This is a genomic window from Micromonospora sp. NPDC050276, from assembly GCF_044459545.1.
Classification (GTDB): domain Bacteria; phylum Actinomycetota; class Actinomycetes; order Mycobacteriales; family Micromonosporaceae; genus Micromonospora.
Window position 1 is genome coordinate 562,863 of the sequence record NZ_JBITJA010000001.1, and the last position, 23,964, is coordinate 586,826.

Sequence of the window (23,964 nt, forward strand, 5' to 3'; positions counted from 1 at the left end):
GGGTTGACTGGGGGGATGGAGAGCGGAGGATTGCGGCGGGCGTACGGCGCCCTGTTCGCGGAGGTCGACGCTGGCGGGTTCGGCCCGGCACCGGAGGGGCAGCTCAGTGCCGAGCAGATCGTCGCGCATTTGGTGGCCAACGACGAGCTGATGATTCAGGCCACCGAGGCGTTGCTGGCCGGGTCGCCGTTCGCCTACTACGAGTTGGAGGAGGACATCCACCGCCCGCAGCTCGACGCGCTCGCCGCCGAGCAGGGTGGTCTGCGTGGCCTGACCGCGCTGCTGCACGGCACCAGCGACCGGCTGTGCGGGTTGGTCGACCAGCTCGGCCTGGCGGCGGAGACCCCGGTCGAGACGCACCTACGCGAGGGCTTCGACCTCGTCGTCGACGAGCCGCTGCCCTGGTCCCGGACCCTGGACCTGCACACCCGGGTCCACCTGCCCAAACACCAGTCCCAACTGCACCTGCTGCGCGCCTGAACAGCGGCGGTCGTGCGTCGGCCGGTCAGCGTGGCGCACGCAGGAGCGCCCTGGTCTGTTGAGCCTGATGCCGGGGAGTCATCAAGATGCCTCACAGGCATCAAGGGCGCGCAGTGCCCCGACCAAACCGATCCCCACCCCACCTCCCCGTCCCACCCCTGCTTTCCGCGATCTTGCACTTACTGTCCCGACAAAAGCAGCATATGTGGCATGTCGACGACATCAAATGCAAGATCGCCGGGGCCGGGGCCGGGGCCGGGGCCGGGGCCGGGGCCGGGGCCGGGGCCGGGGCTGGGGCCGGGGGCGGGGGCGGGGCGGGTGCGGGGTGCGGGGTGGTCAGGTTTTGATTGGCTCGGGGCGGGGGTGGAAGGTGCGGCGGTAGGTGGACGGGGCCACCCCGATGCGTTGGTGGAGTTGCTGGCGTAGGGCGGCGGTGGTGCCGAAACCCGAGCGGTGGGCGATCTGGTCGACGCTGAGGTCGGTCGTCTCCAGCAGCAGTCTCGCGTGGTCGGTGCGCTGCTGCAGCAGCCACTGTGCGGGGCTCAGGCCGGTCTCGGACCGGAAGCGTCGGGTGAAGGTACGGACGCTCATCCGCGCCTGCTCGGCCAGGTCGCGGAGCGCGATCGGCTCGTGCAGGCGCTGCCGCGCCCACTCCCGGGCGCCCGCCGTGCTGGTGTCGGTGGCCTTCGGCACCGGCTGCTCGATGTACTGCGCCTGGCCGCCGTCGCGCCACGGCGGCATCACGCAGCGGCGGGCCGCCCGGTTGGCCACCTCGCTGCCGTGGTCGAGGCGGATGACGTGCAGGCACAGGTCGATACCGGCGGCGACGCCGGCCGAGGTGAGCACCCGGTCGTCGGCGATGAAGAGCACGTCCGGGTCGAGGTCCACCCGGTCGTGCAGGTCGCGGAACCGCTCGGCGTACGCCCAGTGGGTGGTCGCCCGACGTCCGTCGAGCAGCCCGGCGGCGGCCAGCACGAACGCCCCGGTGCAGATCGACATGATCCGGGCACCCCGCTCGTACGCCGCCCGCAGCGCCCCGGTCACCTCCGGCTCGACGGTCCCCGAGGTCAACGGGCTGCCGCCGTGGATGCCCGGGACGATCACCGTGTCGGCGGTGTCGAGCAGCTCCAGGCCATGGTCGGGGACCACCTGGAAGCCGGCGGTGCTGCGGACCGGCTGGCCGCCCGGAGTGCACACCCGGACGTCGTAGAAGGGTGTCCCGTCGGCGGCCCGGGCGGTGCTGAAGACCTGGGACGGAGTGCCGAGGTCCAGGCCAACTGCCTGGTGCAGGGCGAGTACGGCGATCCGGTGCGGGCGAACGCTCATGGCCCGATTATTGCGCATGATGGCTTTCCGGCCACTCGTCGAGGTGAACGGCCCGGCCCAGACTTGTCGCGTGACCAAGAACCGCCGTCTGCATCCCGCCTGGCTGGTCGCTGCCGTCGCCTTCGTGGCGCTGGTCGGCGCGGCCGGCTTCCGCGCCACCCCGTCGGTGCTGCTGCACCCGCTGCACGAGGAGTTCGGCTGGCCCCTGGCCACGATCTCCGCGGCTGTCTCAGTCAACCTGTTGCTCTACGGGCTCACCGCGCCGTTCGCGGCCGCCCTGATGGACCGGTTCGGCATCCGCCGGGTGGTCTCGGTGGCGCTGCTGCTGGTCGCCGCGGGCAGCGGGTTGACGGTCTTCATGACCGCCAGCTGGCAACTCCTGCTGTGCTGGGGCGTACTGGTGGGGTTGGGCACCGGCTCGATGGCGTTGGCGTTCGTGGCCACCGTCACCGGGCGTTGGTTCGTCCGCCGACGGGGCCTGGTCACCGGTGTGCTGACCGCTGGTGGCGCGGCCGGACAGCTGGTGTTCCTGCCACTGATCGCCATCCTGGTCCGCGACCACGGCTGGCGTACCGCCGCACTCGTGGTGGCCGGGGCGGCGCTGGCGGTCGTACCCCTGGTGGTGTGGCTGCTGCGCGAGCACCCGGCGGATCTCGGCCTCCCCGCCTACGGGGCGACCGAGGTCGTCGCGGCGCCGCCGGCCACCGGCGGGGCGGCGGCCCGGGCGCTCGGCGCGTTGGCCACCGCGGCCCGGACCCGGCCGTTCTGGCTGCTGGCCGGAGGGTTCGCGATCTGCGGGGCGACCACCAACGGCCTGGTCGGTACGCACTTCGTGCCGGCCGCGCACGACCACGGCATGCCGCAGACCACCGCGGCCAGCTTGCTCGCGCTGGTGGGGCTCTTCGACATCGTCGGCACGATCGCCTCCGGCTGGCTCACCGACCGGGTGGACAGCCGGGTGTTGCTCGGCATGTACTACGCGCTGCGCGGGGCATCCCTGCTGGTGCTGCCGAGCCTGTTCGCCGGCACCGCCGAGCCGAGCATGTTGGTGTTCATCGTGTTCTACGGCCTGGACTGGGTGGCCACCGTGCCGCCGACGGTGGCGCTGTGCCGGGAGTACTTCGGTGGGGCCGGCGCGGTGGTGTTCGGCTGGGTGTTCGCCGCGCACCAGTTCGGCGCGGCGATCGCCGCGACCGGCGCGGGGCTGGTCCGGGATCGGCTCGGCGACTACGCCATGGCCTGGTACGTGGCCGGCGCGCTGTCGATCGGCGCCGCGGGGCTGTCGTTGCTGCTGCGTCGACGGCCGGGCCGACCGGTGCCGGAGGCCGTGCTGGTCGCCGCGACCGCGCCCAAGGCGTGGAGCTTCCGGGGCTGAACCACGACGTGTCGGCCGGTCAGCCCAGGGTCCACTGCTGGGCTGGCCGGCCGTCGCAGGGGCGCTGCCGGATGTCTTCGCCGGCGTCGACAGCGTCGTCGTCGGCCTGGGCGCACTTGCCGCTGTGGGCGGCTACCAACAGCACCGCGCTGGTGCCGGTCCCGCCGAACCGCCACTGCTGGTTGGCCTCGCCGTGGCACGGGAACTGCTGCAACCGCGCGCCGTCGTCCCCGCTGCCGCCCTCGACGTCGAGGCACTGCCCGTACGCGCCATTGGTCAACGTCAGCACGTCCGCGCCGGCCGGGCTGACCACCCACTGCTGCTCCGGGCCGCCGGTGCACACGGCCAGCTCGGCCTCGGCCTTCTCCCCGTCGCCGTCGAGGCCCAGGCAGAGACCCGAGGCGGCCCGCAGCACCCGGGGCCCGGTGGGCGGGCCGGCCGGGGCGGCGGGGGTGGCCGGGGTGCTGGCCGACGGGGTCGGTGACGGCGCGGCCGGTGCGGTCGGGCTCGGCTCGCCGGCCGGGTCGCTGGGCTGGGGCGCGCTGGAGGGCGTACCGACCGACGCCGGCACGGCCGGCTCGTCGTCACCGTCGAGCAGCCCGGTGGCGAAGACGACCCCCAGGAGTACGCCGATGACCCCGACCACCGCCGCCACCCGCAGCAGCGGATCAGCCAGCGGCCCGGGGCGGGATGCCGGGCGACCGCCGTAGACGGTGCCGGCGGGGTCGGGGCGTTCCTCGGGCGCGGACATACGCGCCATCCTCGCCCACGACGTCGCGCCGGGGCCAGCCCGGCTGTGCGGTGGGTGTCCGGGGTTCAGCGGGTGGGCTGTGGATCGGTGACGTCGGCCACGGTGGCGTCGAGGGCGGCGATGGCGGCGTCGGCGTCGATCGCGATAGCGAGACCGCGTTCGCCGGCACCCAGGGTGATCTCCCGGCCGCGCAGCCGCTCGTCGGCGATCACCGGCCAGGCCGTGCTCGCGCCGAACGGGGTGATGGTGCCGCGTTCGTAGCCGGTGGCGGCCAGGGCGCCCGCCGCGTCCGGCATGGAGAGCCGCTGCACCCCGAGCAGGGCGCGCAGCTTGGGCCAGGAGATGACTCGGTCGCCGGGGGTGAGCACGAACAGGTGATCGTCAGCACTCCGACGGACCACGATCGTCTTGACCACATCGGGGACGGCCACTCCCCGGGCGGCGGCGGCCTCCGCGAGACTGCCGACCGCACCATGGCTGACCAGCCGATACGGCAGTTGGGCGGCGTCCAGGGCGGCGATCGCTGGCGATGGCATGCCCGCCACGGTAACCGGCGGGCCTGCCACCGGGCGGGAAACTGCCACCGCTGACATCCCACGGTTTCCGAGCGGCGAGCGTAAGGTGATCACATGCGCGCTGAGCGTGTGGATCACCCGATTGACCATGATCAAGCGGTGGACACGCTGCGGCGGTCGTACGCCGCGGTGCCCACGGGCGAGCCTGTCCGGCTGGCCAAACGCACCTCCAACCTGTTCCGCCCCCGGTCCGCTCCCCGGACTCCAGGGCTCGACGTGAGTGGCCTGAACGGCGTGCTGTCGGTCGACCCGACCGGCCGCACCGCCGACGTGCAGGGCATGTGCACCTATGAGGACCTGGTCGACGCGACGCTGCCGCACGGGCTGATGCCGCTGGTGGTGCCGCAGTTGCGCACCATCACGCTGGGCGGCGCGGTCACCGGCCTCGGGATCGAGTCGACCTCGTTCCGCAACGGCCTGCCGCACGAGTCGGTCCGGGAGCTGGACGTGCTCACCGGCTCCGGTGAGATCGTCACCGCCCGGCCCGACGGCGAGCACGCCGACCTGTTCACCGCGTTCCCCAACTCGCTGGGCAGCCTCGGCTACGCCACCCGGCTGCGCATCGAGCTGCAACCGATCGGTCGGTACGTGGCGTTACGCAACGTCCGGTTCACCCAGCTGGAGGCGCTGACCGACGCGATCGCGGAGGTGAGCGCGACCCGGTCCTGGGCCGGCGAGCCGGTCGACGCGATGGACGGGGTGATGTTCAGCCCCGGCGAGGCGTACCTGGTCTTCGCCACGTTCACCGACGCGGCCGACCCGCCCAGCGACTACACCGGTCAGGCGATCTACTACCGGTCGCTGCGCCAGCGCACCCGCGACGTGCTCACCGCGTACGACTATCTGTGGCGCTGGGACACCGACTGGTTCTGGTGCTCGGCGGCGTTCGGCGCGCAGCACCCGGTCGTGCGCAGGCTCTGGCCGGCGCGTTACCGGCGCAGCGACTTCTACCACCGACTGGTCCGGTTGGAGCACCGCCATCAGGTGGCGGCCCGGATCGACCGGCTGCGCGGGCAACCGGCCCGCGAGCGGGTCGTGCAGGACGTGGAGATCCCGCTGGACCGTACTGCCGACTTCCTGCGCTGGTTCGCCGGCGCGGTGGGGATGAACCCGGTGTGGCTCTGTCCGTTGCGACTGCGTGAGCCGGCGGGGCCCGGTTCGGCGCGGTCCTGGCCGCTGTATCCACTCCGGCCGGGGCAGGACTACGTCAACATTGGGTTCTGGGGGAGCGTGCCGATCGCGCCGGGCGCCGCCGACGGCGACGTCAACCGCACGATCGAACGCAGGGTGTCGGAGTCGGGCGGGCACAAGTCGCTCTACTCCGACGCGTACTACGACCGGGACGCCTTCGATCGCCTCTACGGCGGCGACACGTGGCGCGCGGTGAAAGACCGCTACGACCCGGACCACCGGCTGACGGGACTGTACGAAAAGGCGGTAGCACGAGCATGAGCCTGACCGACAGAGATCAGGGGGCGGCGAGCGTCCCCGCCACCCCGCCGGCGGGGGGCCGGCACACGGGTCCGACCGTCGCGGATGTCGTCCGCGCGGTCACCACGGGGCCGTTGCCGGTGCGGATCACCGGGTACGACGGCAGCGCCGTCGGCCCGTCCGATGCCGGCATCACCCTGGCGATCCGTTCCGAGCGTGGGCTGTCGTACCTGCTCACCGCGCCCGGCGACCTGGGCATGGCCCGCGCGTACGTGAGCGGCGACCTGGCGTTGCAGGGGGTGCACCCGGGTGACCCGTACGAGGCGTTGCGGGTGCTCAAGGACGAGCTGCGGTTGCGCCCACCGTCGCTGGCCGAGGGGCTGGCGCTGGTCCGTGGGCTGGGTTGGGAGCGGCTGATGCCGCCGCCGGCACCGCCGCAGGAGGCGCAGCCCCGCTGGAAGCGGGTGATGAACGGGCTGCGGCACTCGCGGGTGCGCGACAGCACAGCCATCTCGCACCACTACGACGTGTCCAACGCCTTCTACGAGAAGGTGCTCGGCCCGTCGATGACGTACACCTGCGCGGTTTTCCGGTCTCCGGGCGACACCTTGGAGCAGGCCCAGGCGGCGAAGTACGACCTGGTCGCCGGCAAGCTGGCGCTCAAGAAGGGGATGCGGCTGCTGGATGTGGGGTGCGGCTGGGGTGGCATGGTGCGCCACGCCGCCCGCGAGTACGGCGTCAAGGCGCTCGGGGTGACCCTGTCGAAGGCGCAGGCGCAGTGGGCGCAGGCCGCGATCGAGCGGGAGGGGTTGACCGAGCTGGCGGAGGTGCGGCACCTGGACTACCGGGACGCGCCGGCCGAGCAGTTCGACGCGATCTCCTCGATCGGGTTGACCGAGCACATCGGGGTGCGTAACTACCCGGCCTACTTCGGGGCGCTGCGCAGCCGGCTGCGGCAGGGCGGGCGGCTGCTCAACCACTGCATCACCCGCGCGGACAACCGGGCGCCGCACCGCTCGGGTGCGTTCATCGACCGGTACGTCTTCCCGGATGGTGAGCTGGCCGGTCCGGGCCGACTGATCAGTGAGGTGCACGATGCCGGGCTGGAGGTGCACCACGAGGAGAACCTGCGCCAGCACTACGCGCTGACGCTGGCTGCCTGGTGCCGCAATCTGGTGGAGCACTGGGACTTCTGCGTCTCCGAGGTGGGTGCGGGCACCGCCCGGGTGTGGGGGCTGTACATGGCCGGGTCGCGGATGGCGTTCGAGCGCAACGGCATCCAGCTGCACCAGGTGTTGGCCACGCACAACGGCCCGGATGGCGTGAACGGTTACCCGTTGCGGCCGGACTGGTTGCCCTGATCACTCGCTGACCGCTGCCTGAAGCCGCGCCGAGAAAAGTCGGCGCGGCTTCTCGCGAAGCGATTGACAAAGAAGTTTTGTACGTACAAACTGGTTTTGCCATGAGAGATGTCCTGTACCTGGAGCAGATTGAGCAGGCTGAAGTCCTGCTCAAGCCGCAGCGCGTGGAGGTGCTGCGGCAACTGGCCGAGCCGCGCACCTGCACCGAGGTCGCGGCCCGACTCGACCAGACGCCACAGCGCGTCTACTACCACGTCAAGCAGCTCGTCGCGGCCGGCCTCGTCGAGCTGGTCAACGAGCGCAAGGTCCGCGGCATCACCGAAGGCATCTACCAGGCCGCCGCCCGGTCCTACTGGTTGTCCCCCCGGCTCGTCGGCCGGATCGGCCTGCGTCGGGCCCGCGACGAGCTGAGCCTGGGCTACCTGCTCGACCTGATGGAGGAGGTGCAGGCCGACATCGCCGGCCTGGACCGGGCGGCACCCGAGCTGCCCTCGATCGGGGTCTCCGGCGAGATCCGGGTGCCGGCCGAGCAGCGCCAGCAGTTCCTGCACGACCTGCAAACCGCACTTCAGGACCTGTTCACCCGCTACGGCGGCAGCGAAGGAGATGCCTTCAAGCTGGCCGTCGCCTGCTATCCGAAAGGGAACGACAATGAGTGAGCCAATGAGGGTCCAGGCCCGTCTCTCCGCGCCCGTCGGGCGTGTCCGCCAGGCCCTGACCGACCCGGCCGAGCTGCGTCTCTGGTTGGCCGAGCACGCCGAGGTCGAGCTGCCCCAGCGGTACGAGTTCTGGGGCCGCTACACGCCCGAGGGCGACGCCCCGCACCAGCGGCTGCTGCACGCCGACGACGACACGCTGCGCTTCGGCTGGCTGCTCGACGGGGTGGAGACCACCACCGAGTTCCAGCTGACCGCCGAGGGCGCCGACAGCACCGTGCTGACGTTGACCCAGAGCCACTTCGACTTCGCCGAGGCGATGAGCGGCTCCAGCATCCGGGGCGTGCTCCAGACGTTCTGGGCGCTGGCGATCGCCAACCTCGCCGCCCACCTGGAGGGCAAGCCACTGCTGCCGCGCACCGACTTCACCTCCGCCGACCTGCGCGGTGAGCTGGTCATCGCCGCCCCCGCCGACAAGGTGTGGGAGTCGCTCACCGACTCCGAGCAGGCCAGCGCCTGGTTCGGCTACCCGATCGGCATCGAGCCCTGGGTCGGCGGCCGGTACGCCATGGGCGGCTTCGAGAACGGCTACGCGGCCAAGGTCATCGACCTGGAGCCCGGTCGGCGGATGTCCATCGACTGGGGCCCGACCGGCGTGACGAACTGGGAGCTGGCCGAGTCTGGTGGCCGGACCACGCTGACCTTCGTGCAGAGCGGCTTCGACGAGGCCAACCCGCCGTACGGGGCCTGGAGTGGGTCGGTTGCCGGGCTGTACGAGCTGCGCCGCTTCCACGAGGTGCCGAACTGGCAGCCGATCTGGCTCTCCGAGGAGATCCCCGGCCTGGAGCCCTCGCCGGCCAGCTGACCGTCTCGCCTTGATCGTGCTCGATCACGGATGTAGTGGCCTCGTTCGTCCCGGAGACCACTACATCCCGGATCGAGCACGATCTCGTGCGGGGCGGGACGGTTTTGCTGATCCGGTGGCGGGATCTGGTGACTTTTCGCGGTCGAGTGGGTACTGGCGGGCGATGTTCTTCATCTTTGGTCTGCGTACCAAGGTCGACCGGTCCGGTGTCGTGCAGCAGGTCTGCCGCCACTGCGGCAACCAGGCCGCCCAGGTGATCACCCGCCGTTCGACGAAATTTACCCTCTTCTTCATCCCGCTCATTCCGATCCGCACCCGGTACGCGCAGCAGTGCACGTTCTGCGGGGCCGAGTACGAGATCGCCAAGTCCGACGCCGAGCGCCTCCCGGTCGGCTGATCCGACGATGGAACGCTTCCTCTGCTGGCTGATCGGTCGACCAACGTCCTCGGTCGACGTGGCCGTGCACACCGCTGCCCGCCTGCCCTGCACCCCCGGCCGGCGCAAACGCCGCCGCGCACGCCGCCCGTTGGCCGGTACTTCGCTGCCCCGCTCACCCTGGAACCGGTCCGCCGGCCGCTGACCGGGGGGTGCATCTGCCCCGAGAACGGGGCAGGTCAACAGCGGCGTCCGGTAGGGATGGTCGCTCGGCCTCGACAATTCATCGTGGCTTGGCGGGGTGCACGTTCGGCCCTGGCGGCTCATCTGGGCGCTGGTTAGGCTTTCGGGGTTTGCCGTGGACCGGTCGTCCCGAGGGTGCACGCACGACGAAAGAGCCGGAGCGACCGTGTCCCGACAGGACGGAAAGCAGGCTGCGGGGGCGCTCAACCCCGCTGGTGCGCTCGTCGCGGCTGCGGTCATCCTGCTGGAGGCGGGCTGGCTGGTCGCCGGGTTGCCCGGTGCCGCGCTGGTCAGCGACCTCGGCGCGATGCTGGTCGCCGGCTGGGCGACGCTCGCGTGCGTCGGGGTGGCCCGTCGGCATCCGGCGCCGCTGCGCCGGTTCTGGACACTGCTCGCCGTCACCATGGCGCTCGCCGCGTTCGGCCGGGCGATCTGGACGGTGCAACGGCTCGTCGGCGGTGACCTGCCGCACACGCCCGTGGTCGGGGTGGTCTTCACCGCCGGCATCCTCACCGGCACCGCCGCGCTGCTCAGCGCACCGTCCGCGCCGCGGACGGCGGTCGGGCGGGCCCGTACGTTGCTGGACGGGGTGATCGTCGCACTGGCCCTGGTGCCGATCGGTTGGGTGCTGGTCTTCCGTGGGGTCGCCGCTGCCGATCTGGCCGATCCGGCGCGCACGCTGGGGCTGCTCTTCCCGATGTTCGACCTGATGCAGCTCACCATCCTCGTCGCGGTCTCCGGCCCGGCCCGGCCGATGTGGCGGCCGATGAGCATCCTGGCGGCGAGCCTCACCCTGCGGGTCGTCGCCGACGTCGGGTACGTGTCGCTGGTCGCCCGCGCCGACTACGCCGCCGGTCACCTGATCGACCTGTGCTGGCCGTTGAGCTACCTGCTCATCGGCCTGGCCACCCGGCGGCCGCCGCCACCGGACTGCGACGGCACCGACGACACCGCCGAGTCGCCGCTGCCGCCCTGGTGGCGGGTGGCGTTGCCGTACCTGCCGGTGGGTGGGGCGATCATCGCGGTGGTGTTGGCCCGTCGGCCCACCGGGCAGACCCCGCAGTTGGTCTTCGTGACCATGATGGTGTTGCTCGGGGCCCTCGCCATACGGCAGGGGTTGGCCGCCAACGAGAACCTCCGCTTGGTGGCCCGGCTGCGCCGGCTCGCGTACGGGGACCAGCTCACCGGGTTGCCCAACCGGCTGCTGTTCAACCGACGGCTGCGCACCGCCCTGCGCGACGGCCGACCGGTGGCTGTCCTGCTGCTCGACCTGGACGGGTTCAAGCAGGTCAACGACCGGTTCGGGCACGCCACCGGTGACACCCTGCTGACCGGGCTCGCGGCCCGGATGCACACTGCCGTCGACGGCGACGGCACGATCGCCCGGCTCGGCGGTGACGAGTTCGCGGTGCTGGTCGACGGCGACCGACCGGTGTCACCCGAACGGCTGGCCGAGCGGCTGCTGGACGCGTTGCGGCCCTCCGACGACGAGGAGGACGTGGGGGTGCACCCGTCGGCGAGCATCGGCATCGCCGAGTTCGGCCCGCAGCACGCCTCCCACACCGACCTGCTGCGCGACGCCGACATCGCCATGTACGCGGCCAAGGCGGCCGGGAAGTCCGCGTATCGGACGTGCACTCCGGCGCTGCGTGAGTCGGCTGTCTCTCGCGCCGAGCTGATTGCCGACCTGCGTCGCGCGGTCGACGAGGACCAGCTGCACCTTCAGTTCCAGCCCATCGTCGACCTGACCACGGGTGCGGTACGCAGTGCCGAGGCGCTGGTGCGCTGGCGGCACCCCCGGCTGGGGATGCTGCCGCCGGCGAAGTTCCTGCCGTTGGCCGAGGAGACCGGGCTGATCCTGCCGATCGACCGCTGGGTGATCCACGAGGCGTGCCGGGCCGCTGCGACCTGGCGGGGCCGGGTGCCGGAGGCGACCGTCGCGGTGAATATCGCCGCGGCGCACCTGCGCCGACCGGACCTGATCGCCACGGTGACCGCGGCCACCAGCGCCGCCGGGCTGGCACCACGGGCGCTGACGTTGGAGTTGACCGAGTCGGCGCTGATCGAGGGCACCGACGCGGTGCTGGAACGGCTGCACCAGCTCCGGGAGTTGGGCATCAGGATCGCCATCGACGACTTCGGCACCGGCTACTCGTCGTTGAGCTACCTGCACCGCATCCCGGCCACCGAGCTGAAGATCGACCGCTCGTTCGTGGCCCGACTCGGCACCGACGACCGGGCGTACGCCACGGTGGAGATGGTCGCCCGACTGGCCGGCGCGTTCGACCTGGCGGTGGTCGCCGAGGGGGTGGAGACCGAGCGGCAGCACGACGCGGTCACCGCGATCGGCTGCCCCCGCGGCCAGGGCTACCTGTACGGGCGGCCGGACGGCCCGGCCATGGTGGGCCAGAATCGGAGTTGACTCTCACGTAACGGCAGGCGGGAGCCTGGTTCCCGGAAGGGAGGGAACCATGGCGTACACGGTGGGGCAGGTGGCGAAGCTCGCCGGCGTGACGGTGCGGACGCTGCACCACTACGACGAGATCGGGCTGCTCTCGCCCAGCGGGCGAACCTCGGCGGGTTACCGCCGCTACGACGACGCGGACCTGCAACGGCTGCAACTCGTCCTGTACTACCGGGAGCTGGGTTTCCCACTTGAGGAGATCACCGCGATCATCGACGACCCGGCAGCCGATCCGGCCGCGCACCTGCGCCGGCAGCACGAGTTGCTGACGGTACGGCTCAAGCGGTTGCAGGAGATGGTCGCGGCGATCGAGTTCGCGATGGAGGCGAGCAAGATGAACATCCAACTCACGCCGGAGGAGCGGTTCGAGGTCTTCGGTGACTTCAACCCGGAAGAGCACGAGGCCGAGACGGAGCAGCGGTGGGGTGACACCGACGCGTACCGGGAGTCGAACCGCCGGGCCTCCCGCTACCGCAAGGAGGACTGGCTGCGGATCAAGGCGGAGAACGAGGACTGGGGTCGGCGGATCGTCACGCTGATGGGCTCGGGCGCGCCGGCCGACGGCCCGGAGGCGATGGAGCTGGCCGAGGAGCACCGGCAGATCATCAGCCGCTGGTTCTACGAGTGCTCGTACGAGATGCAGACCGGTTTGGCCGACATGTACCTGGCCGACGAGCGGTTCACCGCGTACTACGAGAACATCGCCCCGGGGCTGGCCGCGTATCTGCACGAGGCGATCCACGCCAACGCGATCAACCGGGCCTGACGGCGCTCACTCCTCGACGGCCCCGGCGACCGGGGTGACCAGGAAGTCGTAGACGGTCCGGGCCATCCGCCGGACCGTCTCGTCACCGGTGGCCATCGGCCCGGCGGTGAGGAACGCGACGGCGGTCTCGCTGCCGGGGATCAGGTAGTAGCCGACGTCGTGTGACGCGTCCGCCAGGTCACCGGTCTTGTGGGCGACCGGCACCCCGGGTGGCAACGCCGCCGGGATCTTCGTGTTCAGGGTCTGCTCCCGCATGAACCCGATCATCAGGTCGCGGGAGGCGGGGGTGAGGATCTCGCCGTCCCAGACGGCGCCGAGCAGGGACACCACGTCGTCCGGGCTGGTGTAGTTCTCCTCGCCGCGTTGCGCGGCCGCGCTGTCGAGCATCCGGCGGGCCAGGATGGTGGAGCGTTGGTTCATCGAGTCGATCAACGCGTTGACCGGGGCGAACCCGCCGAGGTAGGTGATCAGCACGTTCGCGGCCACGTTGTCGCTGTACTTGATCAGATATTGGGCGAGCCGATGTAGCGTGACCACCTGCGGGAACGTCTCGAACTGGAGCTGACCGGTGCCGCCGACCACGTCGTCCGGGGTGACCAGCACCCCGTCGCGAAGCGAGACCTGTCCACAGTCGACCCGGCGCAGCAGCTCGACGAGGATCCACAGCTTGATCACGCTGGCCGCCTTGGGGCGCAGCGCGCCGTTGACGGCGATCTGCTGGTCGCCGTAGCGGCCGGACAGGTCGCGGACGGTGACCCCGGCCGGGTTGAGGCTCGCGTCGGCGACCACCCGGGCGAGCTGCCCGCTGAGCGGGAACAGCCGGGCCCCGGCGACCGGGTCGGTGGGCGGCTGCGGGCTGGTGACCACCACGCCGGTCAGCGTCGTGGGCGGGCGGTGCCGTTGGATCACCTCCAGGGTGCCTTCGGTCCGCCCGACCAGCGGCACCCGGTAGCGGTAGGCGGTGCCCCCGACCACGACCGCGCCGCTGGCCACCCCGGCGGCGACCCGCATGGTCGGGTCGGCGACCCGACCGGTGTCCCCGTCACAGGCGCGGTAGCGCACGGTGTGCCCGAGCGAGTCGACCGCGAACGCCCCACCGGGGAAGGACAACCAGGACACCTCGCTGGTCGGCGCCCGCTCCGGTGCCGGGTCCACCCCCGGCTCGTGGCTCTGCCCGTTACCGGTTCCCGGCTCAACCCCGTACCCCGGCTCGGTCGTCTGCGCCGGGTCCGCGACGGGCTCGCGGCCCGGGCCATCCGCGGTGGCTGGCCCGGTCGTCGCGAGCACCGCGAGCGCGATCGCCGCCGACAGCCATTTCAGGGGTACGCGGGCAGAGTCCCCCAGCAGGGAAGATGAGCGCCTCTTGTCGCTTTTTCTCACGTTTGCACGATATGAAGTTCGCGGGGCGGTCGAGACCAGCGGAACTGGTGTCACCCGTCCGGGCGGCAATGTCCCGGTGAGCGTCATGACTCAGAGGTATAAAACTGACCCGCTCACCGATGGCCAGCGGCGGTCACGCCGGTGGTTCGGGGCCGGTGGGCAGGCCGGGTGCCATCCGGCGGATCGAGGTGAAGGTGGGCGTCAGGGCGTCGTACAGCTCGGCGAAGAGCGGCAGCAGCGCCGCGTAGGTGGCGGCGGCGGCCGGGTCGGGACGGACCGTCTCCTCGATCCGCACCAGGTCGGCGGCGACGTCGATGCTGGGGATCAGCCCGAGCGCCTGCATGCCGAGCAGCGCCGCGCCGAAGCTCGACCCCTCGTGCGCGGCCGGGAAGCTCACCGGCATGCCGAGCACGTCGGCGAGCATCTGCCGCCACAGGCCGCTGCGGGCGAAGCCGCCGCCGGCCCGGATCTCGCGGACCTCGTTGCCGGCCGCGCGCACCGAGCTGAGCACCAGCGCGAGCTGCTGGCAGACGCCTTCCAGCGCGGCCCGCACCAGATGCTCGCGGCGGTGCCCGTAGGTTAACCCCACGTACGCGCCGCGCGGCAGGGCGCTCCAGTGTGGTGCCCGTTCGCTGTGCAGGTACGGCAGCATGATGAGCCCACCCGAGCCGACCGGCGCGCGGGCGGCCAGGGCGACCAGGTCCTCCTCGGAGCGCTCGCCCAGATCCGGGGCGAGCGCCGCGCCGGCCCACTTCAGCACGATGCCGCCGTTGTTGATCGCGCCACCGACCGCCCAGCGCTGCTCGGTCAGCGCGTAACAGAACACCCCGCCGAGCGGGTCCACGCCGGGCCGTTCCACCATCACCCGCATCGCGCCGCTGGTGCCGATCGAGCAGGCCACCATGCCGGGGTGCACCGCGCCCAAGCCCAGGTTCGCCAACGGTCCGTCGCCCGCGCCGACCACCACCGGGGTGCGCTCCGGCAGGCCGGTCTCGGCCGCGGCCTGCGGGGTGAGGTTGGGCAACACGGCGGTGGTGGCGACCAGCTGCGGGAGCTGTTCCTCGGTGATGCCGGCGATGCTCAGCGCCTCCTGGTCCCACTCCAGCTTGTGAATGTCCAACAGGCCGGTGGCCGAGGCGATCGAGTGGTCGGTGACCAGCGCGCCGCAGAGTCGCAGCAGCACCCAGTCCTTGATGCCCACCCAGTGCGCCACCCGCTCGAAGAGCTTTGGCTCCTGCTCGGCGAACCAGAGCAGCTTGGGCAGCGGCGACATCGGATGCATCGGCGTGCCGGTACGTCGGTGCAGGGCCAGACCCGACGGCACCGCCCGCAACCGTTCGGCCTGCCGGGTGGACCGCGAATCGGCCCAGGTCACCGACGGGGTGAGCGGAGTGCCGTCCGGGTCCAGCCCGATCAGGCTGTGCATGGCGGAACCGAATGACAGGCCGGACACCGGTTGGACCAGCTCGGCCACGACCATGCTGATCGACTTGAGCACCGCTTCGAGAATCAGGTGCGGGTCCTGCTCGGCGTAGCCGGGCTGCGGGTTGTCCAGCGGGTAGCCGACCAGGTGGCTGCCGAGCTGCCGTCCGCCAGTGTCGTACGCGACCGCCTTGGTGCTGGTGGTGCCGATGTCGACCCCGATCACGACTCCGGGCAGCGTGACTGCCGGCACGACGGTCACCCCCTCGGAGAACATGAATCGACGCAAGAGTATCGCCCTATCGTGCTAGTTGCTCCACCGATCGGGTATTTCGCCCGTTTCGGCGTGTCCGGGCGCCGCGCCGGACCTGTTAAACCTCGTGACACCCCAGATTGGTGGCCAGCGCGGCGAAGGAGTCGGCGTGGCAAAGACTGATTCGACGGGTTCCACCTGGCGGTACCGGTGGGCGCACCGGCAGAACGTGCGGCGGGTCAGCACGTACCGCGGCGCCGAGGCGGCGTGGCGGCGACGCGACGACGAGTTACGGCGGCTGCGGGCCCTGGCCGCCGACTTCCAGGGCTCGGCGGCCGCCGGTGCCGGTCTACCGATGGAATTGGCCGCCGACGAGGTGGTGCTCTGGGCACTGCCCGCCGCGCAACTGGTCGAGGTGCGGCACACCAGCGTGCTGCCCGCGCCGGACCTCACGGTCGCCCCGCGAACCGGGACGCTGCGCCCGCGCCGCCCGGACGGCGTACGCGTCACCGACGCCGGCATGGCCGTGATCACCAGTCGCCGGCTCGTGCTGCTCGGTGGACGAGGCCGGCGCGACTGGGCGTACGGCCGGATGACCGGGCTGGCCCACGACCCAGCGGCGCCGGTGACCCTGATCCAGGTGCTGGACCGGCGGCGTACCTCCGGGTTGCTGCTGCCCACCGACGCCGCGCCGGACTTCCGGTTCAAGCTCACCCTGGCCTTCGCCGACGCGATCGAACAGCGCGCCGCGGTGCTCGCCCAGCTCGACGAGCTGATCGACGAGCACGCCCAGCTCAAGCCGTTCCGGCCGGCGGTGGCCACCCCGGGGCAGGCCCGGTTGTCGTCGTTCGTGCCCGGTGGCCGTCGGACCATCGCGGTGGCGGCGGCCATCGGGCTGCTGGTGCCGGCGGCGCTGATCGAGTCGAACCCGTCCGACCCGACCGGTGGCCCGGAGGTCGCCGTCGCCGCCACCCCGGCGCCCACCGCCAGCGTGGCCCCCGCGCTGATCCGCCCGGCCGGCCCGGCGCTCGCGCTGAACAGCCGGCCGCGGACGCCGACAAAGTCCCCCCACCCATCGCCCAGCGCCACCCAGGGCCCGCGCTGCGGGGCGCCGGAGAACCCACTGGGGTACGACTTCTGCGGCGGCACGCGAATCCGCAAGCCGGCCGCCGAGGTGTGTGACTGGTTCGACTGCGCGCCGCAGTTCTGGGCCGGTCGCGGATACCTCGTGCAGTGCCGAGACGGTTCGGTCAGCCTGGCCGGCGGCCGGTCCAACGCCTGTGCGGAGCACCGGGGCGTGCGGCGAACCATCACCAAGTGACCGATTCGGGACCAAAAGTCCGCTTCGCTCGGCCAGAATGATCGAGTGGAGATCCGGTCTGACGATGGCGCTCGGGTGCGGATACGCCCCGTCGGCTACCAGCCCGGCATCGACCCGCCCGACGATCCCGACGGGGCCGCGCCCGGCTGGCACGACTGGCTGCTCATCGAGGTGGACGCCCGCACCGCCGACGGTCAGACCTGGTCGCACCACTACCCGAGCCTGATGGTCGAGGAGGCCCGCGCGCTCGGCGGCTGGCTGCACGGGCAGGCCATCGCCGCCCTCGCGCTGAGCGCGCCACCGGCGATGGTCCGCTTCACCGAACCCAACCTGGCCCTGCGCAGCCGGGTGCTGCGCCGCCGCCGGCTGGAGCTGATCGTGGAGTTCTCCGCCGAGTCGCTGCCACCGTGGATGCGCCGCCCGTCCACCGCGATCTACCCGCTGATCCTCACCGTCTCCGCGGATGCCCTGGCCACCGCCGCCGAGCACTGGGCCGAGCACTGCGAGGCGTACCCACCGCGTACCCCGTCGCGGTTTCCGGTCCGTGACCCGCTGACCGACCGGCGCCGCGCCGGCTGATCACCTGTAACTCTCTCCTTCCGGGCACAACGGGACACATCGATCCCGGTCGCGTTCCCTGTCACGTACGTGAGCGGTTGTACCGCGTGTGACCGTGACCTCTGTGGCCTGTGCCCCCTGGCGGACCGCCTGGGCCGAGCGCGAGAACGAGCGGCGGCAGCGCGCGTACCGCGACGCCACCGACGCCTGGCACCGCCGTGACGACCACCTGGCCCGACTCCGCATCGAAGCCGCCAGCTTCCTCGGGTGTACGCAGCCCCGCACCGGCCTACCGGTGGACCTCGACGACGACGAACTCGTCTTCCGCGTCCTCCCCGTCGCCACGCTCGTCGAGGCCGAGGCGCGGCACGTCCCCGGCCTGCCCACCCCGGGCTTGTGTGATTTCACCGAGACTGCGGATCGGCCGCTGCCGGCGGGCCTGCGGGCCGTCGACGCCGGCATGGCCGTGGTGACCAGTCGGCGGGTGGCCTTCGGCGGTCGCGAGCACCGACGCGAGTGGCGGTACGCCGACCTGATCGGCCCCGCCCACCACCCCGACGTCCCGGTCACCCTGCTGCCCGACCGCGCTCGACTCGCCGGGCTGCTGGTCCCGGCCAACGCCGCGGTGAACTTCCGCTTCTACCTCACCCTCGCGGCTTCCGACGACCGCGCTGCCGTCCTCGCGCAGGTCGACGCGCTGCGGGCCGCGCACCGGGCCGCCCGGCCGGTGCCTTCTCCTGTGGTGCGCCCCGATGACGCACCGCTGACCGCGATACGCCCCGACCGCCGGGCGCTCGGCGCTGCCGCCGTCGCGGCCGTGGTGTTCGTGACGCTCGGCCCGGGCGCCCTCGGTCCCGGTGCTCTGGGTTCGGACGCGTGGGATCCCCGCCGGCCGGTGCCCTCGGTGGAGGTCGTCGCCATGGACGTCCCGAGGGCTGGGGCGGTCCTCGTTCCGATCGGTCCCGTCGCGCCGGTGACGCCCACGTCGCGAATCGGCTCGGTCGACAGCGCCGTATCGAGCTGGCCGTACGCCCCAGCCGTCCGACCGCCGGCTGCGGCCGCCGTCTCCACAGTGGTGGCGCCCGCTGTCGCGGTGGCCCTGCCGCCGGCCGCCGCACCATCCGCCGCCCCGGTCCCATCGGCCAGTTCGGTGCCGACGCCGGGACCGGTCCCCACCACCGACCCGCCCGCGCCAGCCCTGCCGACGCCGCCCGTCGCGCCGCCCTCGCCGACGCCCAATGCGACCCCGAACGCGACGCCTCCACCGGATCCAGGGCTGCTGGCGATCTGTCTGGACCCGCTTCAACTGCCGTTGCTAGACCCGCTGCTCTGCCCGTCTCCGGCGCCCTGATCAGCGTCCGTGCCGGCGGGGCTCAGTCGATGGCGCTGAAATCGGGGACGGTGAGGGTGCCGTCCGTGGCGAGGGTGAAGCCCGGGTTCCAGGCGATCTCCCAGAGGTGACCGTCCGGGTCGGCGAAGTAGCCGGCGTAGCCGCCGTAGAAGGTGTCCCGGGCCGGCTTGGTCACCGTGGCACCGGCGGCTTCTGCCGCACCGATCACCTCGTCGACCTCGGCCCGGGAGCGGACGTTCTGGGCCAGGGTCATCGCGCCCGTGCCCAGCTCTTCGATGCCCGCGTCGGCGGCGAGCTTGTCGCGGCCCCACAGGACGAGCGCCAAACCGCCGGCCTGGAAGAAGACCGTCTCCTCGACCTCCTGGCCCGGCCAGCCGAGCTGCTCGTAGAACGCCTTCGCGCGAGCCACGTCCGCGACTCCCAGAGTGATCAGGCTGATCCGCTGCTCCATGGCCTTCAACCTAACGCCCGGTCAGCCGGGGTGCGCGGCAGGCGGGTCGACGTCGTTGCCGTCCGGGTCGCGGCAAGGGCAGCGTCGAAGTCATCGACGACACGCGTTCGATGAAGTTCGCTGGGAAAGACCAACCCATAGCATCGATGCTATGAGTTGGGGTAGCGGCCTGGACTGGAACGACCTGCGTGAGCGCCGGATGGCGGAGCCGGGAGCGGCCGAAACCTACGAGGCTACCCGGATCGCCTTCGAGCTTGGCCAGGAGGTGCGCCACCTGCGCGAAGGGCACGGCTGGAGTCAGAGCCAGCTGGCGCGAGCCGCCGGCATGACTCAGTCTGCGGTTGCCCGCTTTGAGGCCGGTGGGACGGTGCCGACCCTGCCGATCCTGGAGCGCCTAGCCCGAGCCCTCGACCGAAGGCTGGACGTCAGGTTCACCACGAATGTGGACGCAGCCTGACCGCCTCCCGTGCCGATCGCGATCAGACGGCAGACGCGTCCGCATAACGGGAGCCGACCGTCGTTGATCTAGCATTCCTGCTCGTGCGGGAGTTCTTTCCTGACTCACTCCTTGCCGGGATCTGATCGGGCACGGACGCGGGCGGGTCGCGCCCCGGCACGACCCGCCACCTCGCCCGTCCGTCAGCCCGGGACGGCTGTCACTACGCGGTCGCCTGAAGGGAGATGAGCTGGTCAAGGTTGCTGGAGTCGTTGTTGTCGTTGACCGCCATCGTGACGGTGCTGCCGTCGGCGATGGAAAGGTTGTACAAGTCGCCCCCGTTCACCGGACCCCGGTACGGGCCGTAGAGCGGGCCGGTCTCCCTGACCCGCAGAGTCGTGTAGATGGTGTCGCGGTCGTCGCGGGTGTCGTACACCCAGAGCACCTCGCCGTACGGGTGGAATTCCGACTTCGCGACGAGGGTCGAGCCGACGTACAGCTCCACCTTGATCGCCACGCCGTTCGGGTCCTTACGGAAGAAGGTGCCGTCAAAGGAGTCGTTGATGCGGCACCCGTCGCTCTGGGCGACCACGGTCAGGTTGCCAGCGAGGCGCTGGCAGTTGTCCGTGTCGACCTGGGCCCAACGGACCGTGGGGTTGGGGCTGTACGCCTGAGCGCTGTTCGGGAAGAACAACACCGAGCCAACCATGGCCAGGACCGCGATGATGCTGGCCGTCAGGTGACGACGTGTCCTCTGCATACTTCTCTTCCTTCCTCTGAGGTGACCGCGGCGACGGACCCGCCCCCTCGGGGCCCGTCGAACGCCGCACCTCGATCTGAGCAAGGCATGAACTGGGCAACAAGCCATCAGACCGTACGGAACAGTTCCGAACGCCCGCCGAAGCACCGCCCGGCTTCCCGACCGCGGCCGAGGCCCGGGGTCAGGCGGCGATCGCCCGGGCGGTGGCGTACACGTCCGCGGGTAGGGCGTGGTGGAGCTGCCACAGGATGCGCATGGGTCGGTCGCCGGTGTGCGAGTCGTACGTCATGGTGCCGGCGTAGAGGTACGGCGGTGCGCCCAGGTCACGGTCGGCGATGCGGGTCTCCCGAACGAAAAGGTGCACGGCCGAGCCACCCGACGTGTAGCGCTGCCCAGTCGTCGACGCCGCCGACGTGGTGCTCTGCGACTCCCACTGGAACAGGGTGTCGGTGATGGCCCGGTCGGCGTACATGGTGGTGGGGGAGTAGTGCGCCTCCGACTTGACCAGGGTGACGAAGAACAGGTCGGCTTGGGCGTCAGGCAGCCACTTCACCCCCTCGCGCAGCGACCCCGGGTTGGTCATCCCGAAGGCGGCACATGCTTCGTTGCGGCTGTACCGGGCGTGCACCCGCAGCGGCACCGCACCCGGAGCGGCGCTCGGCGTAACCCGGTGGATGCGTTCCCGCAGCACCTCGGCGACCTGCCGCAACTCGGCGCAGCGCGCCGGCTCCTTCCAGAGACGTGCGAGCCGTTCGTCCCGCGTCGACAGCGGTGAGCTCGGCCCCCAGAGGCTGAAGTGCAGCATGTCCAGCAGTCGGCTGTTGCCCGCGTACACCTGCTGGCCCGGCGCGGGCGGTCCGGCCGCGACCCGGGTCAGCAACTCCAGCCGGTCGACGTCATCGGTGTGCAGCATGCGACCGACGGCCCGGCCCAGATCGCGGTCATCGGGGCCGGGCGCGGACGTTTCGATGCCGGCGAGCCGCCGCAGCCCGGTCCAGCCGCCGATGCTGGCAGACCGATACACGTCCTCGATCTCCAGGCCGGTCTCGCGGAGGAACGTGGCCAGGCTGACGTCGCCGAGGTGCCGCAGCTCGGACACCAGACCGGCCTTCGAGGTGGGCAGCGCCGATCGCAGGTTGGCGAGCACCACCTCCTTCGCCACCCGGTCCAGTTCGACATGACAGCCGCTCGGCAGGCTCGGGAAGTCGTCGCGGACCGCCTCGGTGATCGCCCGTCGGCTCACCCCGGTGAGGGCGCGCCAGCGCAGGTCGAAGCGGAAGTTGGCGTGCTGGCCGCCGATGAAGTCGAGCACCGTGAGGCAGGGCTTGTCGTCGTCGAGGCGCAGGCCACGGCCGAGCTGTTGCAGGAAGATCGTGGCGCTCTCGGTGGGTCGCAGCATCAGGATCGTGTCGACCATCGGCAGGTCAACGCCCTCGTTGAACAGATCCACGGTGAAGAGCACCCGCAGTTTGCCGGCCTTGAAGTCCCCCAGCAGCCCCTTTTGTGTCGAGCGGTCCACTCCCGACGTCACCGCCGCGGCTTCGACGCCGTGCTGCCTGAACCAATCGGCCATGAACTTCGCGTGCCCGATGCTCACGCAGAACCCGAGTGCCCGCATTCGCCCGACGTCCACCTTGTCGCGCACTGCACGCAGCACCGCCCGCGCCCTTGCGTGGTTGCCGGTGTAGAGGCCGTCCAGCTGAGTCGGGTCGTAGCCCTGGCCGCGCTTCCAGGTGACGTGCGACAAATCCACGTCGTCGTGTAGCCCGAAATACTGAAACGGCGCCAGCAACTGCCGCTCCAACGCCTCCCACAGGTGCAGCTCAACGGCCGCGCGCCCGTCGAACCACCGACGCACGTCGCCGCCGTCGGTCCGGTCGGGTGTCGCGGTCAGGCCCAGGAGTACGCGGGGACGCAGCCGCTCCAACAGCCGCGCGTACGTCGGTGCCTCGGCGTGGTGGAACTCGTCCACGATCACCATGTCGTACGCCTCGGGGTCGACCTCCCGCCGGTGCAGCGACTGGATGGAGGCGAAGACGTGCTTCCAGCCGTTCGGCCTCTCGCCCGCGACCAGGCTCTCGCCGAAGCTGCCGTCCCCCATGACCTGCCGGAACGTCGACAGGCTCTGCCGCAGGATCTGCTCCTGATGAGCGACGAAGAGCAGCGAGTCCACCCTGTTGTTGCGGTGCAGCCGGCGGTAGTCCAGCGCTGCGACCACGGTCTTGCCCGTGCCCGTCGCCATCACCACCAGGTTGCGCCACCGCCCGTGCACCAAACGCTCGGCGTCCAGGTCGGCCAGGATCTCCGCCTGATACGGGTACGGGCGCACGTCCAGGTTCGAGATTTCGGTCGGTGCCTGGTCGCGGCGTTCACCGCTCAACGCGTGCCGCAGCCGTTCGGCGTCCCTGGCCGCGTCGTACGTCTCGAACGCCGGATCGTTCCAGTAGTCCTCGAACGTCGCCGTGAACGTGTCGATGACGTGCGGCTGTTCGATGTTCGATATGCGGACGTTCCACTCCACGCCGTCCACCAGCGCGGTCTTCGACAGGTTCGACGAGCCGACGTACGCGGTGGTGGTGCCATTGGCCCGGCGGAACAGCCACGCCTTGGCGTGCAGGCGGGTGGTCCGCGTCTCGTAGGACACCTTGATCTCGGCGCCCAGCTCAACGAGTCGGTCCAGCGCCCGCTGGTCGGTCGCGCCGAGGTAGGTGGTGGTGATGACGCGGACCTTGCCGCCTCGGGCGATCAGCTCGCGGATGGCCGGCTCGACGATGCGCAGGCCGTACCACTTGATGAACGCGCAGAGCAGGTCGACGCTTTCGGCGGAGGCCATCTCGTGGTTGACCTCGTGGCCGATGCGGGGCTGGTGGCGGCCGTTGACCAGTAGCGCGCCGGTCGAGAGGGGAGTGGTGGGCCGCTGCGGGAAGGTGGGCTCCGCTGGTGGGGTTGGTGGCGCGGCGATGGCGTGGAGCAGGTGCTTGGCGTCGGTTACGTGGTCCTGATCGGTCGCTGCCTTCGGGCTCAGGGCGGCGATGGCTTCGGCGATCTGATTCGCCATTGCGATCTGGTGGTGGAGCTTGTCGTCGCCGCTGGGGACGGAATGGAGGGCGCGGGCGGCCAGGGTGGCGATGTGGCGGGCGAGGGCGTTGTGGGCGTCGGCCGGGTCGAGTTTGTGGTGCTGGATCAGGGCGGGATCGACGTGCTGAAGGCGGGTGGCCAGCTCGCGAGTGATCAGGTGCTCGTAAACACCCCGCTCAAGATCCGTCATTCGAGCAACCTAACCACACGCCCCGCCCTCAACCGGGCTGCCGCGACCGGCTCTTCGGGCAAATCCCGCAGGAAGGCCGAGGATGCCTTATCCGA

21 protein-coding genes are annotated in these 23,964 nt (G+C 71.2%); 13 read left to right on the forward strand and 8 right to left on the reverse strand.

Annotated features, from left to right (window positions below):
- Positions 1-15: 15 nt before the first annotated feature.
- The gene (locus tag ACIBF8_RS02630) at positions 16-480 is read left to right on the forward strand and encodes a hypothetical protein (RefSeq protein WP_396780560.1); all 465 of its coding nucleotides are present in this window, start codon (positions 16-18) and stop codon (positions 478-480) included.
- Positions 481-816: 336 nt separating this feature from the next.
- On the opposite strand, the gene ACIBF8_RS02635 is transcribed toward ACIBF8_RS02630, so the two are convergent.
- Complete coding sequence (locus tag ACIBF8_RS02635) at positions 817-1,806, reverse strand: GlxA family transcriptional regulator (protein WP_396780561.1); 990 nt, start codon at positions 1,804-1,806, stop codon at positions 817-819.
- A 19-nt stretch (positions 1,807-1,825) separates the two neighbouring features.
- Here ACIBF8_RS02635 and ACIBF8_RS02640 point away from each other — a divergent pair, with 19 nt between their 5' ends.
- Entirely contained in the window at positions 1,826-3,181 is a 1,356-nt protein-coding gene (locus ACIBF8_RS02640; RefSeq protein ID WP_396780562.1) for an MFS transporter, read from the forward strand.
- Between the two features lie 19 nt (positions 3,182-3,200).
- On the opposite strand, the gene ACIBF8_RS02645 is transcribed toward ACIBF8_RS02640, so the two are convergent.
- Complete coding sequence (locus ACIBF8_RS02645; protein WP_396780563.1) at positions 3,201-3,932, reverse strand: RICIN domain-containing protein; 732 nt, start codon at positions 3,930-3,932, stop codon at positions 3,201-3,203.
- A gap of 65 nt (positions 3,933-3,997) precedes the next feature.
- Entirely contained in the window at positions 3,998-4,468 is a 471-nt protein-coding gene (locus tag ACIBF8_RS02650; RefSeq protein WP_396780564.1) for an aminoacyl-tRNA deacylase, read from the reverse strand.
- Positions 4,469-4,561: 93 nt separating this feature from the next.
- On the opposite strand from ACIBF8_RS02650, the gene ACIBF8_RS02655 reads away from it, so the two are divergent.
- The 7 genes from ACIBF8_RS02655 (at position 4,562) to ACIBF8_RS02685 (ending at position 12,669) form a co-directional block, all read left to right on the forward strand.
- The gene (locus ACIBF8_RS02655; RefSeq protein WP_396780565.1) at positions 4,562-5,959 is read left to right on the forward strand and encodes an FAD-binding oxidoreductase; all 1,398 of its coding nucleotides are present in this window, start codon (positions 4,562-4,564) and stop codon (positions 5,957-5,959) included.
- Positions 5,956-7,299, forward strand: a complete 1,344-nt coding sequence (locus ACIBF8_RS02660; protein WP_396780566.1) for a class I SAM-dependent methyltransferase — start codon at positions 5,956-5,958, stop codon at positions 7,297-7,299. The genes ACIBF8_RS02655 and ACIBF8_RS02660 overlap by 4 nt, the downstream gene beginning before the upstream one ends.
- A gap of 101 nt (positions 7,300-7,400) precedes the next feature.
- Positions 7,401-7,958, forward strand: a complete 558-nt coding sequence (locus ACIBF8_RS02665; protein WP_030490876.1) for a helix-turn-helix domain-containing protein — start codon at positions 7,401-7,403, stop codon at positions 7,956-7,958.
- Positions 7,951-8,820, forward strand: a complete 870-nt coding sequence (locus tag ACIBF8_RS02670) for an SRPBCC family protein (RefSeq protein ID WP_396780567.1) — start codon at positions 7,951-7,953, stop codon at positions 8,818-8,820. Before ACIBF8_RS02665 ends, ACIBF8_RS02670 begins: the two co-directional genes overlap by 8 nt.
- Positions 8,821-8,983: 163 nt before the next feature.
- Entirely contained in the window at positions 8,984-9,217 is a 234-nt protein-coding gene (locus ACIBF8_RS02675; RefSeq protein WP_091393870.1) for a zinc-ribbon domain-containing protein, read from the forward strand.
- 388 nt (positions 9,218-9,605) lie between these two features.
- Entirely contained in the window at positions 9,606-11,861 is a 2,256-nt protein-coding gene (locus tag ACIBF8_RS02680; RefSeq protein ID WP_396780568.1) for a putative bifunctional diguanylate cyclase/phosphodiesterase, read from the forward strand.
- 49 nt (positions 11,862-11,910) lie between these two features.
- Positions 11,911-12,669 carry a MerR family transcriptional regulator gene (locus tag ACIBF8_RS02685; RefSeq protein ID WP_396780569.1) on the forward strand — a complete coding sequence of 253 codons (759 nt, stop codon included), beginning with the start codon at positions 11,911-11,913 and terminating at the stop codon, positions 12,667-12,669.
- 6 nt (positions 12,670-12,675) lie between these two features.
- On the opposite strand, the gene ACIBF8_RS02690 is transcribed toward ACIBF8_RS02685, so the two are convergent.
- Positions 12,676-14,049 carry a serine hydrolase gene (locus tag ACIBF8_RS02690; RefSeq protein WP_396780570.1) on the reverse strand — a complete coding sequence of 458 codons (1,374 nt, stop codon included), beginning with the start codon at positions 14,047-14,049 and terminating at the stop codon, positions 12,676-12,678.
- 133 nt (positions 14,050-14,182) lie between these two features.
- Entirely contained in the window at positions 14,183-15,748 is a 1,566-nt protein-coding gene (locus ACIBF8_RS02695) for a gluconokinase (protein ID WP_396780571.1), read from the reverse strand.
- A gap of 145 nt (positions 15,749-15,893) precedes the next feature.
- Between ACIBF8_RS02695 and ACIBF8_RS02700 the strand changes: the two genes are divergently transcribed.
- The 3 genes from ACIBF8_RS02700 to ACIBF8_RS02710 all read left to right on the forward strand — a co-directional run bounded on the left by ACIBF8_RS02700 (position 15,894) and on the right by ACIBF8_RS02710 (position 18,954).
- Entirely contained in the window at positions 15,894-17,045 is a 1,152-nt protein-coding gene (locus ACIBF8_RS02700) for a hypothetical protein (protein WP_396780572.1), read from the forward strand.
- 45 nt (positions 17,046-17,090) lie between these two features.
- Positions 17,091-17,624 carry a hypothetical protein gene (locus ACIBF8_RS02705; RefSeq protein ID WP_396780573.1) on the forward strand — a complete coding sequence of 178 codons (534 nt, stop codon included), beginning with the start codon at positions 17,091-17,093 and terminating at the stop codon, positions 17,622-17,624.
- A 103-nt stretch (positions 17,625-17,727) separates the two neighbouring features.
- Positions 17,728-18,954 carry a hypothetical protein gene (locus tag ACIBF8_RS02710; RefSeq protein ID WP_396780574.1) on the forward strand — a complete coding sequence of 409 codons (1,227 nt, stop codon included), beginning with the start codon at positions 17,728-17,730 and terminating at the stop codon, positions 18,952-18,954.
- A 22-nt stretch (positions 18,955-18,976) separates the two neighbouring features.
- Here ACIBF8_RS02710 and ACIBF8_RS02715 read toward each other — a convergent pair whose 3' ends face one another.
- The gene (locus ACIBF8_RS02715; RefSeq protein WP_396780575.1) at positions 18,977-19,405 is read right to left on the reverse strand and encodes a VOC family protein; all 429 of its coding nucleotides are present in this window, start codon (positions 19,403-19,405) and stop codon (positions 18,977-18,979) included.
- A gap of 151 nt (positions 19,406-19,556) precedes the next feature.
- Here ACIBF8_RS02715 and ACIBF8_RS02720 point away from each other — a divergent pair, with 151 nt between their 5' ends.
- On the forward strand, positions 19,557-19,862 hold the full coding sequence (locus ACIBF8_RS02720; RefSeq protein ID WP_396780576.1) for a multiprotein-bridging factor 1 family protein: 306 nt from the start codon (positions 19,557-19,559) through the stop codon (positions 19,860-19,862).
- Between the two features lie 202 nt (positions 19,863-20,064).
- On the opposite strand, the gene ACIBF8_RS02725 is transcribed toward ACIBF8_RS02720, so the two are convergent.
- Together ACIBF8_RS02725 and ACIBF8_RS02730 are read right to left on the reverse strand one after the other, a co-directional pair.
- On the reverse strand, positions 20,065-20,601 hold the full coding sequence (locus tag ACIBF8_RS02725; protein WP_396780577.1) for a hypothetical protein: 537 nt from the start codon (positions 20,599-20,601) through the stop codon (positions 20,065-20,067).
- Between the two features lie 181 nt (positions 20,602-20,782).
- The gene (locus ACIBF8_RS02730) at positions 20,783-23,869 is read right to left on the reverse strand and encodes a DUF3427 domain-containing protein (protein WP_396780578.1); all 3,087 of its coding nucleotides are present in this window, start codon (positions 23,867-23,869) and stop codon (positions 20,783-20,785) included.
- Positions 23,870-23,964: the final 95 nt, after the last annotated feature.

Coding starts and splice junctions, on each gene's coding strand:
- ACIBF8_RS02650 (WP_396780564.1), bottom strand. CDS start 4,468: ATGCCATCGCCAGCGATCGCCGCCCTGGACGCCGCCCAACTGCCGTAT.
- ACIBF8_RS02635 (WP_396780561.1), bottom strand. CDS start 1,806: ATGAGCGTTCGCCCGCACCGGATCGCCGTACTCGCCCTGCACCAGGCA.
- ACIBF8_RS02675 (WP_091393870.1), top strand. CDS start 8,984: ATGTTCTTCATCTTTGGTCTGCGTACCAAGGTCGACCGGTCCGGTGTC.
- ACIBF8_RS02655 (WP_396780565.1), top strand. CDS start 4,562: ATGCGCGCTGAGCGTGTGGATCACCCGATTGACCATGATCAAGCGGTG.
- ACIBF8_RS02720 (WP_396780576.1), top strand. CDS start 19,557: ATGAGTTGGGGTAGCGGCCTGGACTGGAACGACCTGCGTGAGCGCCGG.
- ACIBF8_RS02660 (WP_396780566.1), top strand. CDS start 5,956: ATGAGCCTGACCGACAGAGATCAGGGGGCGGCGAGCGTCCCCGCCACC.
- ACIBF8_RS02730 (WP_396780578.1), bottom strand. CDS start 23,869: ATGACGGATCTTGAGCGGGGTGTTTACGAGCACCTGATCACTCGCGAG.
- ACIBF8_RS02715 (WP_396780575.1), bottom strand. CDS start 19,405: ATGGAGCAGCGGATCAGCCTGATCACTCTGGGAGTCGCGGACGTGGCT.
- ACIBF8_RS02665 (WP_030490876.1), top strand. CDS start 7,401: ATGAGAGATGTCCTGTACCTGGAGCAGATTGAGCAGGCTGAAGTCCTG.
- ACIBF8_RS02670 (WP_396780567.1), top strand. CDS start 7,951: ATGAGTGAGCCAATGAGGGTCCAGGCCCGTCTCTCCGCGCCCGTCGGG.
- ACIBF8_RS02685 (WP_396780569.1), top strand. CDS start 11,911: ATGGCGTACACGGTGGGGCAGGTGGCGAAGCTCGCCGGCGTGACGGTG.
- ACIBF8_RS02725 (WP_396780577.1), bottom strand. CDS start 20,601: ATGCAGAGGACACGTCGTCACCTGACGGCCAGCATCATCGCGGTCCTG.
- ACIBF8_RS02695 (WP_396780571.1), bottom strand. CDS start 15,748: ATGTTCTCCGAGGGGGTGACCGTCGTGCCGGCAGTCACGCTGCCCGGA.
- ACIBF8_RS02630 (WP_396780560.1), top strand. CDS start 16: ATGGAGAGCGGAGGATTGCGGCGGGCGTACGGCGCCCTGTTCGCGGAG.
- ACIBF8_RS02640 (WP_396780562.1), top strand. CDS start 1,826: ATGGCTTTCCGGCCACTCGTCGAGGTGAACGGCCCGGCCCAGACTTGT.
- ACIBF8_RS02645 (WP_396780563.1), bottom strand. CDS start 3,932: ATGTCCGCGCCCGAGGAACGCCCCGACCCCGCCGGCACCGTCTACGGC.